Raw genomic sequence first — 13,404 nt, 5'->3', positions numbered from 1 at the left:
TTAATTAATGTGAATTTACATCAACCGGCACCTGAAGATCATCCAAAAATGCCTGCCACTTTGCCACAACATGAGCTTTCGAATACGTCTGCGCCAGTTTCTTAGCCGCCGTACTCTGCGCCTGCCATAAGTCAGTATCGGTCAAAATCTGGGCCAGACGTTTTGCCAGCGTTGTCTGATCGTTGAGTGGCACTAAGAAGCCGTTTTGGCCATCTTTGATTTGCTCGTTGATGCCGTAATGCACATCATAGGCCACAGCTGGCATGCCGTGAGCCAAGCTCTGCATCAAGGCGAGGTTAAAACCTTCATAATAACCGGTTAAGGCCAAAACCGTTCCTTGATCAAACGGTTTGCTTAAGTCAGGCACATAGCCCATAAACCGTACATGATCTTGTAGGTGTGCTTCAACAAGCTGCTTTTGCAAATTCTGATAATACGATTGGTCGTTGACGTAGCCGTAAATTTCCAGTTGAACGTCCGGTACCTGTTGCTGGATTGATTGAAGGGCATCAATGAGTTGATCGAGCTGCTTTTCCGGGTGAATGCGGGCAACGCTGATGATCGTGTGCCTTTTCCGCTGGCTTAACGGTACAGGCGAGTTTTCTAAAAGCGTGGACGCGTTATACGCCGGCGGAATGGCCCAGGTTTTAACGCTGGAACGTTGATGTAAATCAGTTCCTTGGCTTTTGGTGGCGGTCACAAAGCCGATGACGCTTTCCGGATGATCGATTTCCTGCTGGACCCGATCCACGTATGGACTTTTCATCGGATCATTAGGGTCTTGGGTGTGGGCAGAGTGCCGAACTGCAATGACTTTTGGATGCGTGGCCAGGGCAAACAACGGCGCATCCCCCATTTCCGGCCAATCAGCAAAGAAATAGGCAGGCTGGCCGATCGCCTGCAACCGCGATAAGAAATCGGTTATCAGCTCCTGCCGCGTCGTGAAGATACTGAGGCCATCATCTGTTTGGAGGGTGGTTTGCTGCAACACGTTATGCCCGTTATCGTCTTTTTGGTAGGTGTTTTCATAACCTACCTTGCCATCTGGACGCATCATTTGTTCTGTCGTCAGATAGCCATCTTCATCAAAGATATGCCGCATCGATAAAAAACCACGCACATCGTAATAATCTGTTTGCAGTAATTGATCGCGGTGCCCGTAAAAATCGATTTTGTCGATCTGATCAGGTGCAAACGGATACCCTGAGTCCGGCTTAGCTAATGTCACCGTCACGACCCGATAACGCCCTTTGTAGTAATGCACCTGTCGCTCTTGGCGAACCGGTGTGACTAAATTACCAAAATCAAGATCAGTCAGCGTCCGCCGCGGACCATGATAAAGAATGACTTGCTGAAAAAAGTCGTTCATATTGATGCAATCTTCCGCCGCAATGCCGGCTCTGAAGCGATTCAAATCGCTAAACCGATTATAAATGGTGGATATGATTTTAACCGGCACACCCATTTCTTTAAAAAGGCGATAACGTTGGCGAATGGCATAATCAATGCCTGAGAATTCATAACGGATCACATCTGTCATTAAATAAATCATTTATTCTGCTCCCTTGCTGGTTGAATAAATTGATTCTGCCATGCCTGCCACACTTTGTTCTCGCTGAACCGCGCCGCACTCGCATATGCTCCGTCACTCAATTGGCGAAGCAGCTGATCATCCTTGAACAATGCAATCGCCTTTTCTGCAAGTGCATAAACATCGCCATTCTTAACGATATAACCACTTTTCCCATCCATAATGATGTCACTGGGGCCATAATTAACGTCGTAACTGATGGCAGGAACACCGTGCGACTGCGCCTCTAGCAGTGCTAAACCGAAGCCTTCATAGCGGCTGGAAATCAGCATCAATTGTGCGTTGTTGTAAACACCGGTTAAATCCGGTGTATAGGCAACAAACGTGACCGCATCGTGCAAGTGTGCTCCATCGACTTGTCTTTGTAACTGATCCATTAATTTTTGATCATTAATGTAGCCATGAATGCTTAACGTTGCATCTGGAACGGCCTGTCTTATCTGAACAAAGGCGCTGATTGTGTCCTCGAGTCGCTTTTGTTCATGAATCCTGGAGACACTGATAATATGATGTGATTGCCGCTTGTCGAAGGGAACGTGTTTTTCTGCCAGCGTTTGATCAGTAATAAATCCAGCCGGAACCGTTTTAATCGGAAAGCTTTTAACTCGCTTCGCAATCATCGAAGACTGCTTGTGCGTCGAAGTAAACAGTCCCTGGAACCGCGACGCCTCCTTTATTTCTGCGCCAAGCGTCTCACTCAGCGCACCGGTTAATGGGGCATCAGCCGCGGTATGCACGTTATGCCAAAATGAAATCGTATAGACATGTTGCTGCATATGATAGATACCCGGATCCACCGCATAAGAACGGTCAGCAATCATCCCTTCCGCATCTTGCTTGACTAACTGATCATAAAAGAACCCTGTCAACTCGTCATCTGAATCAAAATAATAGGATCGTGCATGATAACGCAACCAGATTCGTTCAGCCTGATCCCCTTTTACGTTCTGGAATTGCTTGACAATGACCGGCACGCCCACGGCATCATAAAACACTTGGCGGTTATGTCCTCCTGAAGCAGCGTAATAAATAGAACTCGACAAAAAGCCCCGGACATCATACAAATCCTTACGTTGCAGTTTGCCATTTGTGCCATAATACTCAACCCGTTCGATCTGGCCCTTTTCATAAAAAGTATAATCCGTGAACGTCCAGACCTGCATCACTTTTTGGCCTTTGCGACGATATATGACGTTCATTCCATTGTCTTCTGCGTCAGCATTCACAACTTTAAAATTCGCGATATTTTCTCGAGGACCATGATAAAATAAGCGACTTTGAAAAAAATCATACAGATTGACAACATCATCAGGCATTAATGATTCGCGCGTTAAATACAAGTACTGATACCGGGCATAAGTGAACGTTGCGATTTTAGCCGGAACATTGTGCTTTTGAAACAGAATCAAGCGCTTCATCTGAGCATTCTCGATGCCTGAGTTATTATAATCAATTGCCGATGTTAAGAAGTAAAACATAAGCAGCTCCTTATCGTAAAAGCCAATGAAAGTTATGCATAAAAATCGAATCTGAACAATTCATTACATCCATAATTTTAGCACAGATATACGCTTTTTTAATTCGTAATGGCTCTGTTTTCAATAAAAAAGCATCTCGTTTGACTGTACGATTTGACTCGTTCATCAAACAAGATGCTTTTTTGGAGAGCGTGAGCCAGCCCGTTTAGAAACCGGAGTGTAAGTGGCTAGGACGTGATGGCTGGGCTTTGCCATCGCGCGACCGAGGTCCTTACACGCAGGTTTCTGGGCTGGCGAACGCGTTATGGTTCAAGTGTCAGAAACGCTTGTCTGATAAGCGATTTTCATGATCAATCATCGGAACGCTTGCGTTTCTTTAGGCCGCCAAGGAGCAGTGAGAAACCTGCCAGCAGCAATCCCCAAATCGAGAGACTTGTAGCCTGCTCATCGCCAGTTTGTGGTAACTGACGGCGAACATTACTATTACGGGCATTACCATTAATAGTCTTATTTCTAGAATGAGCGTTAGAGTCAACACGATTCTTATCACCATTAGACGTATTGCCAACGTTGTGATTGACTGGTTCAGGCCTTTTTGTCGTATCACTCGGCTTCGTCACATGATCGCTAGGCTTTTCGTCAGACTCGCCACCACCAGTACCTGGTAACTCGTGCTGACTGGTTTTGCCGTTAAACAGTAATTGAGCAGTTGCGTAGGTGACCGCGCCACTTCCGCTATCATGACCGTTGACAAATCTTGTACCAAACGCAATCTCAACCTTATAACCCGATTGATCCGCCAACTTGGTCAGGATGAATTCGATCGTATTGGCTGGAATGCTATCACTCGCTTTTTGGTTCTGTGCTTTCGTGAATGCAGAAACTAAGACGTACTTGAGTGAAGCTGGATCAAGCGAATGACCGTAAATGTCCGTGATGCTCGTGATCATACTCTTAATGGTGTCTGCAGTGATGGCAGCATCGTTGTTAATGTTGATGTCATGAATCGCCACGACCGGATTCCGCAAGTTATCACCGATCAGGTTGTTGCCTAAATTATTGTTGCCTTGGTTGTTGGACCCGATGTTACCGTTGCCGATGTTATTCGAGCCGACATTATCACTCCCTTGATTATTGTTGCCTTGGTTGCTGTTACCGTTGTTGTTAGAACCGATGTTACCGTTACCGGTATTGTTGTTGCCGTGATTGTTATTACCAGTATTATTCGAGCCCACATTACTATTGCCAATGTTTTGGTCACCAAAGTTGTTGGAACCAGCATTGCTGTTGCCGGTGTTGTTGTCACCTGAGTTATTCGAGCCCACGTTGCTGTTACCAGTGTTCTTGTCGCCTGAGTTGTTTAAACCGGAATTACTGTTGCCAGTATTGTTGTCGCCGTAATTGTTCGCGCCAGCATTACTGTTGCCAGTGTTGCTATAGCCGGAATTGTTCGATCCGGTATTATCGTTACCAGTATTGTTGTCACCCGAATTGTTCGATCCGATGTTACTGATACCGGTATTGTTGTCGCCTGAATTATTCGAGCCCGTATTACCGTTACCAGTGTTATTGTCGCCAGAATTATTCGAGCCAGCATTACTGTTGCCAGTGTTGCTATAGCCGGAATTGTTCGATCCGGTATTATCGTTACCAGTATTGTTGTCACCCGAATTGTTCGATCCGATGTTACTGATACCGGTATTGTTGTCGCCTGAATTATTCGAGCCCGTATTACCGTTACCAGTGTTATTGTCGCCAGAATTATTCGAGCCAGCATTATTGTTGCCGGTGTTGTTGTCGCCAAAGTTATTCGAACCAGCGTTACTGTTGCCGGTATTGTTGTCACCAGAATTATTCGAGCCCTTATTTCCATTACCAGTGTTGTCGTCTCCGGTATTGTTGTTACCCGAGTTACTGTTCCCGGTATTGTTGTCACCGGTATTGTCCGAACCCGAATTGCTGTTGCCGGTGTTGCCGTCACCAGAATTATTCGAGCCCTTATTAGCATTGCCAGTGTTGCCGTCGCCAGAATTGTTTGATCCCAAATTGCTATTTCCAGTGTTGTTGTCGCCCGAGTTGTTGGAACCAGCATTATTATTCCCAGTATTGTTGTCACCGGTATTGCTGTTGCCAGAGTTGTTGGAGCCAGCGTTACTGTTGCCGGTGTTGTTGTCGCCAGTATTGTTCGAGCCCTTATTACTATTACCAGTGTTATTCGATCCTGTATTGCTATTTCCGATGTTTCCGTCGCCAGAGTTATTGTTGCCTGAGTTGTTCGAGCCTTTATTACCGTTGCCAGTGTTGCTATCTCCGGAGTTGTTAGAACCAGCGTTGTTATTCCCGGTATTGTTGTCACCGGAATTATTCGAGCCCTTATTACCATCGCCAGTGTTGGCGTCGCCGGTATTGTTCGAGCCTTTATTACCGTTGCCAGTGTTGTTGTCGCCAGAATTATTCGAACCCTTATTTCCATTACCAGTGTTGTCGTCTCCGGTATTATTGTCGCCGGAGTTGTTGTTACCCGAATTGCTGTTACCGGTATTGTTGTCGCCAGTGTTGTTTGAACCGGTATTGCTATTTCCAGTGTTGCCATCGCCAGAGTTATTGTTACCTGAGTTGTTCGAACCCGAGTTGTTCGAACCCGAGTTGCTATTGCCGGTGTTGTTGTCACCGGAATTGTTCAAGCCCGAATTGCTGTTTCCGGTATTGTTGTCACCAGTATTGTTGGAACCCGAGTTACTGTTGCCGGTATTGTTGTCACCAGTATTGTTGGAACCCGAGTTACTGTTGCCGGTATTGTTGTCACCAGTATTGTTGGAACCCGAGTTACTGTTGCCGGTATTGTTGTCACCAGTATTGTTCGAGCCCGAATTGCCGTTACCAGTGTTGCTGTCACCAGAATTGTTCGAGCCCTTATTACCATTACCAGTGTTATCGTCGCCGGTATTGTTGTCACCCGAGTTGTTTGAACCTGAGTTGCTGTTACCGGTGTTGCTGTCGCCAGTGTTGTTCGAGCCCTTATTGCCATTACCACTGTTGTCGTCCCCGGTATTGTTCGAGCCCGAATTGCTGTTACCGATGTTGTTGTCGCCAGTGTTGTTTGAACCAGCGTTGTTGTTGCCGCTGTTGCTGTCACCGGAATTATTCGAGCCCTTATTACCATTACCAGTGTTATCGTCCCCGGTATTGTTCGAGCCCGAATTGCTGTTACCGGTGTTGTTGTCGCCAGTGTTGTTTGAACCAGCGTTACTGTTTCCGGTGTTATCGTCCCCGGTATTATTGTTACCCGAGTTGTTCGAACCAGCGTTGTTGTTGCCGCTGTTGCTGTCACCGGTGTTGTTTGATCCCTTATTACTGTTGCCAGTGTTATTGTCTCCGGTATTGTTGTCTCCAGTATTGTTCGATCCCGAGTTGCTGTTACCGCTGTTGCTGTCACCAGAGTTATTAGAGCCCTTATTTCCATTGCCAGTGTTATTGTCTCCGGTATTGTTGTCTCCAGTATTGTTCGATCCCGAGTTGCTGTTACCGCTGTTGCTGTCACCAGAGTTATTAGAGCCCTTATTTCCATTGCCAGTGTTGTCGTTGCCGGTATTGTTGTCTCCAGTATTGTTCGAGCCTGAGTTGCTGTTACCGGTGTTTCCGTCGCCAGAGTTATTGTTGCCTGAGTTGTTCGATCCCTTATTACTGTTGCCAGTGTTATTGTCTCCGGAGTTGTTCGAACCCGAATTACTATTACCAGTGTTGTCGTCCCCGGTATTGTTGTTGCCCGAGTTACTGTTGCCAGTGTTGTTGTCTCCGGTATTGTTCGAGCCCGAATTGCTGTTACCACTGTTATCGTCACCAGAATTATTCGAGCCCTTATTTCCATTACCAGTGTTGTCATCCCCGGTATTGTTGTTACCCGAGTTGTTGGAACCAGCATTACTGTTACCGGTATTCTTGTCTCCGGTATTGTTGTTACCCGAGTTACTGTTGCCGGTGTTATTGTCACCGGCATTGTCCGAACCCGAATTGCTGTTACCGGTGTTATTGTCACCGGTATTGTTCGAACCAGTATTACCGTTACCAGTGTTGTCGTCTCCGGAATTGTTTGAACCCGTGTTGCCGCTGCCATGATTATTCGCAGCGGTGTTCGCTGCAGCCTTTGCTTGTGCTTTGCTGTTTTCCTCGGAAGCCAGCACTGCCTCACTTGAAGCTAGACTCGCCGCAGTTGACGCTGCATCGGCTGCGCTACTTGCAACAGAATTATTTCCTTCTATGCTAGCTGAAGTTGCAACTACCGCAGCACTTGAAGCTTGGACCGCGTAACTTGCCGCATTTGATGCTGCTGTGCTTGCAGATTGAGCAGCCGAACTGATAGCAGCATCATCTGGCCAACTAGCTGCAGCCTTGGCTGCTGCATCTGCGGCAATTGATGCATTTTTCGCTGCCGTTTCCGCATCAATAGCTGATTCGGAAGCAATTTTTGCATATTCAGCCGTTGCTCGCTTGGCGTATTCCTCAGCAATTTCTGCTGCATCGATCGCCTTCTTCTTTGCGACTGCAGCATTGCTGGAGGCCAACAGCGCTGTAGCTGCCGCGGAAGAAGCTGCCGTCGTTGAACCAGCTGCTTCAGCACTTGAAGCAAGAACCGCAGCACTTGAGGCAAGGGTAGCATAACTATTGGCCTCAGAACTTGCTGAGAGGGCAACCGAAGCAGCACTGGCGGCATAACTTGCTGCAGTGGATTGTAGGCTGCTATTGGAGGCGTACGAATTAGCAACCTCGGCATAGGACGATGCAACATTAGCAAAGTCTGTTGTCTCTTGAGCACTTGACGAGGCTGCCGCTGCCGCACTTGAAGCAGCTGTTGCATAGATACTGTTAACCGTCAGTTTTGCCGGACCAAGTTTAATTGTCTGGGTTTTGTTATTGGAAGTATAACTGACGACCAAATAATAATAAGCACCGTCTGTTAACTCAACATTATTCAGCGTCAAGCTATCGTTTGTAGCGCCGGAAATAGCACTCCCTGAATCGTTGGCTGAATTAGCTTTATACCATTGATATTTAATATCGCCAGAATCCAGCGTCGTCTGCGGGGTAAACGTTACATCCGTGCCGACGTTGGCAGTTTGATCGGTAAGGCCATTGCCAATCGTGACTGTCTTAGAATCTGAATGGGTCGACCCATCACTGTTTGTAATCGTAACAGTAATCGTCGTTTGTCCGGTCTTAAGAGCTGTTAAATTACCAGTATTATCAATTGTGGCGACTGACTGATCACTACTACTCCAAGTGACAGTCCCTGTGGCGTTGTCCGGGTCCGTTGCGTACGTATACGACCCTTTCTGGCCATCGAGTACATAATCATCACCGTTAACAATCGTTATTCTGTTTGCATGAATGTCATTTTCATAGACATCGACTTGGCCGACGCCGCTGTACCCCGTGTCGTTAAATCCACTAGCTGCCTGAAAAGATGCCTGAAAACGTAGAGATCCAGCATAGTCAGTCGTTTTAAAAGTCAATGTACTTAAAGCATTACGATTAAACCAGCTGTCTTTACCATTAACCACTGCATTCGTTACATTAAAGTCTTTAATATATTGGCTCGCATCCGCAACAGATATCCATTTTCCTTGAACAAACACATACCAAGTGACGGTCCAAGTGGTGTCGAAAGGTCTGAAGCCTATATAGTAACTTGCCGCCAACGTTACCGTTTTACCACCAGTCACTGTGGAGACATTTTGCGGCGATACGCCTTTTCCTTGTGCTACGACAATACCAAGTGGAACCCAGGCATCGCTGGAAACCGCTCCTTGCGTCGAAGTGGTATCAAGCGAATAGTTCTTGACCCGTTCGGCCAGTGACGACGCTGTAGCTGCATTGCTTGTGGCCATAGAGGCAAAGGTTGATGCCTGGACCGCAGCAGAGCTTGCTGCCGTTGCATAAGAACTCGCCGCAAGCAAATCGTTAGCCGCCACAGCGCTGGATGCCAAACTCAACTGATTCACCGCTTGCGTCGCGGCAATTAACTCTGAGCCGCGATTGAGATCAACTTGTTGGGCAAAACTCGAAGCAGCACTCGCATATGCATAGGCTAGCGATGTGTTCTTAAGTGCGCTTGCGGAACTCGCGACCGCGGCGACCGAATTAGCTGTTGACTCGGCAGCTGTTGCGGCACTGGTAGCTGCGGTTATCTGGTCGCCATAAACCTTAGATTGGTTAGCAAAAATCTTCGCAATACCTTCACTGCGGGCGCTAGTAGCTGCTGATGCTTGCTGATACGCTTGGCTCATCGTTGTGTTTGCTGTTAAAGCAGCCAAAGATGCCTTGGTGAAATCACTCCCAGCTGACTTAGCCAATGCTGCTTGGCTTGAGGCATCATTTGCCGAACTAGTCGCCAACGAAAGCGCCTGACTGGCTTGGGAAAGATACGTCTGGGCATTTGAAGTCAACGAAGGATCAAGTGTCGCAAACGCATTACTGAGGGCCGCATACTCAGAACTTGCCAGAGAGGCGGCCTGACTAGCCGCTGAGGCAGCAGCACTTGCCTTAGTGGCATAACTAGATGTCAGGTACTCAGTGGTTTTATCGTGTTCAACACTTGACGGATCACCTGCAGCCGCACCCATTGCAGAATTGATTGATTCTTCGGTTTTAACAGCAGCATTGCTTGTTTCAGCTGCTGCCGAACTGAGAGCAACCGCGACTGAAGAAGCCAATGCCGCGTATGAAGCAGCAGATGCATACTGACCACTGCTTTCTGCCGTTGACGCACTCACAGCGGCTTCACTCGTTGCTTTAGCTAGACTATTTGCGGTGGTGGCCGCGGCACTTGCTATAGCAGCATAGGAATTTGCCAGACTGGCGAAATAAGCCGCCGCTTGACCACTTGTGTCAGCGTTGTTTTTCAGATCCGTAATGGCTTGGCTAGCTGATTGCTCCGCGGTATTCGCGGCTGATGCATAATTGGCAGCCTGGCTATTGGCCGCTTGGGCTTGCTCAGTGTAAGAACCTTTAGGGTCACTAACGAGAATCGTGATGGTGTTAGAGGCAGCGCTGAAGGTTTTCGTGAAAACCCCCCACTCACTTCTTGTTCCGCTTGCGACTACTTGGAAGAAGTAAGTGCCAGCAAAGTCTGGTTTAAACGTCAGTGAAGCATCTGAATTGCTAATCTTCTGCCAATTCTTACCGTCAGTTGACTCGTACCAATTATAGGTTGGGGTACCTTGAACCTTGTTGTTCGGTCCTAAGTTGCCAATTGTTGTACTTAAATTTGCGGTACCGCCTAACGTTACTGCATTCGTTGACGTTACCAAGGATAACGTTGCTTCCGGGGTATCTGATTTTTCAGCTGACTGTGTCCCGGAAATATCCTTGTTAAACTGTGCCGCCAAACTGGCTGCCTTTTGAGCTGCGGCTGCATAGGAAAGCGCCGCAGCAGCGACACTGCTGTTAACGCCGGCTAACGAGTTCGCCACTTGAACGCTAGCAGGTTGAATGGCGGCATTGCTGCTGGCCACAGCCGCTGCGCTGGAAGCTTGGTTGGCTAGACTCGTTGACTGTCCGGCATAACTGGCGGCCTGAACGGTTTTGGCAACGGATGCGGTTGACGAAGCAAGGCTTACTGCACTATCCGCGACACTGGCAGCTAGGCTTGCTGATGAAGTCGTTTTAGCCCGAAAATCAGCAATCGCCAAAGAGTTGGCCACCTCAGCACTTGAAGAAGCTGCATTGTACTGAGTGATAGCCTGCACATCAGCAGTATCTGCCTGTGTTTTAAACTGATTTAAAATAGCATCCCCTGCCACGACTGCATCAAAGTTGCCGCTAGCGGCTGCCGAACTTGCTGCCTGATACTGTGCGGCTGCAGATGCTGCTGCTTGCGCGGCTGCGGTTGCTGCCTGACTAGCACTAACTGCAGCTGAAGAAGCAGCCAAATAAGCCGCCTTCACATCACTGTTATCCGCAGCATACTGTGTCGCAGTATAGGCGGATGTCACTTTTTGTGTGGCCGCACTGGCTTGTCCCCTAGCTCTGTCGGCAACTGATGCTGTCGCCGCTGCCGCACTGCTTTGCGCGGCTAAAATACTCGGCATAGCTGCTACAGCTGCATCATGCGCGGCGGTTGAAGCCAGTCCGGCATAACTGTCAATTAACGATGCGGCACTTTTCGCATTCGTTGTGGCGGTTGATGCTGCTGCGCTGTTCTTTTGTTCAGCATACATCGATGCCAACGTTGCATAGTGATTGACGAGCTTCTGGGCATCAAGTGCACTGTTATAAGCTTGGGTTGCCTTGGTTGCCGCGGCACTGGCATTGGTATTACCAGCTGCTCGACTAGCATAACTGTCAGCTATAGCAGCATAAGATGACACGGTTGCTAACTCAGCGGAAATCGATTTAACCAGTTCCGGATCAACGGTACTTGGCGCCTCACTTGAAGCTGCCACCGATGCTGCACTGGTTGGCGTAGTTGCCGTTGGTTGCGATGGCGTCGCTGCGGATGATTCAGCTGCTGAACTAGCGGTTGACCCTGTACTTTGACTGGCTGCCGATGCGGTAGCGTCCATTGTATTTGGTGCGGCAACCTGGCTGCTGGTGGCAACACTGTCATCAGCCAAAACCTGCTGCGTCTGGCTCACTTGCGCACTGCCAAGCCCCAACGCAAGAACGAACATGGAAGCAAAAACCCAATGCTTCCCATCTTTATACATCTTAAAATTCGTTTCTTTTACATTTTTATTTCGCTTTAAATTAATGAAAGCCATGTGCTAATTCCCCCCTAACGCCTTGGACGTCAGCGATGCCGAGAGATCAGAACTCGCAGTTTCCCGGATGTCTTTCATCGCCTTTTTCCAAGCCGTTTCGGCATTTGCCTGCGAGAAATCTCCTCGTTTTTTCAATGCGGCAGTGTGCATTTGTTCCCATAGTTTCCGATCCGACAAAATCTTTGTCACTTTTGCTGCCATATCCGTTATGGCGCCGTTTTTAGCAAGATAGCCATTGACGCCATCCGCAACCAACGCTCTTGCACCATAAGGAGTATCGTAAGCGACGATTGGAACACCGTAACTCATTGCCTCTAGCAGGTTCATCCCAAAGCCCTCATTTCGGGAAGTCTGCAAGATGACGCTTCCTTTTTCATAGACGTTTGCCAACTGATCGCCAGTGACATAATCAGCAAAGGCCACCTGATCGCGTACGCCTTCTTTTTTTGCTAAGTCCTTGAGCTTCTCGAGATAGTCTTGATCAACCGCATAGCCCCGAAACTCAAGCTTGGCATCAGGAAGCGTTTCGTGAACTTTGGCTAAAACGCGGATCGCCTGATCAGGACGTTTTTCTGGCGAGAGTCGTCCTACAAACAAAATCAGATGCGGATCGCGTTTTGCTTCGTTGATTGGTTTTAGGCCGCGCGGAACATAGGTATCTGGCGCAACGATCACTGGCAGAGCCGGCAAACGTGCGCGCAAATCTTTTTGTCCCGCCACAGTGGCAACGATGAGCCCGTCAAAATCTGCACGGTGCTCTTCAAGTAACGGTTGATAAGCCGGCAGCCAGTCAGCACGCTTGCCCGACCGCCGCAACGGCACGTCATGCAAGTATGCCCACTTGCTACCAGCTTGTTGGACACTTGCCACGACATAGTCCAAATCGCGCCGATCAGAAATCAACAGGCTATGCGGATGCGCAGCCGTCAGTTCATTCAGGAAAAATAAAAGCAGCTGGTCTTCGAGATTAAACCGAAAGTTACGCCCTTTATAATCCAAAAGCTTCCACATTGTCGGCTGAACCTTGCCCTCAATATTCATATGCGTTACTTCGAGAATCGTTTTACCAGCCAGATTTAAAAATTTTTGGACGGCAAGCTGGCCATCCGGATGAAAATAGTCGATTGACGACTTGAAGCCGCGCCAATCAAAGTTTTCTCTAACCGTTGGATTATTAAAACGATCCAAATACGTGATGCTATGAACCAAGCCGACAGTCCCTGGCATGACCTGAATCTTGGCAATTTCTCGACCAGCCTCGTTAATCATTGTTTCGTTAGGGCCATGTGCAATCAAATGATATTCATCCAGAGGAATCTGCGACAGGAGGCGTAGATTTTGTTCGCGCCGCGGCACATCCACTGTTCCTTGGAAAAAATCGTACATATTGAGCACATCTTCTGCTTGTAGCCCTAAATCAAGGCGATTATGGGCTAACAACGGATTGTAGTTGCGTGTCACATACTGCGCACGAAGGCCCATCTCTTTGAAAAGCCGAACCCGTTGCGCTTGGGAAAACTCGGTACCGGAACTCATGATGAAAATATCGTTGCCGATAAAATAATTCATGCCTTTT

At 48.0% G+C, this 13,404-nt stretch carries 4 protein-coding genes; all 4 read right to left on the bottom strand.

Annotation, left to right across the window (positions count from 1 at the left end):
* Nucleotides 1-4: 4 nt before the first annotated feature.
* Entirely contained in the window at nt 5-1,552 is a 1,548-nt protein-coding gene (locus LACSTY_RS05200) for a glycosyltransferase (protein WP_087911929.1), read from the bottom strand.
* Entirely contained in the window at nt 1,549-3,069 is a 1,521-nt protein-coding gene (locus tag LACSTY_RS05195) for a glycosyltransferase (RefSeq protein ID WP_087911928.1), read from the bottom strand. Before LACSTY_RS05195 ends, LACSTY_RS05200 begins: the two co-directional genes overlap by 4 nt.
* 350 nt (nt 3,070-3,419) lie before the next feature.
* The gene (locus LACSTY_RS05190) at nt 3,420-11,828 is read right to left on the bottom strand and encodes a KxYKxGKxW signal peptide domain-containing protein (protein ID WP_087911926.1); all 8,409 of its coding nucleotides are present in this window, start codon (nt 11,826-11,828) and stop codon (nt 3,420-3,422) included.
* Between the two features lie 3 nt (nt 11,829-11,831).
* Entirely contained in the window at nt 11,832-13,397 is a 1,566-nt protein-coding gene (gene asp1, locus LACSTY_RS05185; protein WP_151466800.1) for an accessory Sec system glycosyltransferase Asp1, read from the bottom strand.
* Nucleotides 13,398-13,404: the final 7 nt, after the last annotated feature.

Source organism: Lacticaseibacillus styriensis (genome assembly GCF_030770295.1).
Lineage (GTDB): Bacteria > Bacillota > Bacilli > Lactobacillales > Lactobacillaceae > Lacticaseibacillus > Lacticaseibacillus casei.
The sequence above is the reverse complement of the archived record's forward strand: the minus strand, read 5'-3'. Positions and strand labels throughout refer to the sequence as shown.